Below are 277 nucleotides of genomic sequence, written 5' to 3'. Positions count from 1 at the left end.
ATGCGTTCCGTGCGGGCGCAGGCACGGACGCGCTCTCCGACGAACAGGTCGCCGCGCGCATCGCACCGATTGCGAAGGTCGACGTGAAGGACGCCAACGCGCCCCGCACGTACAAGACCGGCGAGGAAGTCTACAAGGCCGTGTGCGTGACCTGTCACGGCACGGGCGCCGCCGGCGCGCCGAAGGTCGGCAACAAGGACGACTGGGCGCCGCGCATCTCGCAGGGCTTCGACACGCTGCTGAAGACGGCGCTGTCCGGCAAGGGCGCGATGCCGCC

At 70.4% G+C, this 277-nt stretch carries 1 protein-coding gene; it reads left to right on the top strand.

From position 1 onward, the window contains the following. A partial coding sequence (locus SB816_RS31270; RefSeq protein ID WP_410548148.1) for a c-type cytochrome occupies nt 1-277 on the top strand: 277 nt, incomplete at both ends.

It is taken from the genome of Achromobacter sp. SIMBA_011 (genome assembly GCF_046535435.1).
Taxonomy (GTDB): Bacteria; Pseudomonadota; Gammaproteobacteria; order Burkholderiales; family Burkholderiaceae_B; genus Achromobacter; species Achromobacter dolens.
Note: the sequence above shows the minus strand (reverse complement) of the source record. Positions and strands in the feature narration are given on the sequence as shown.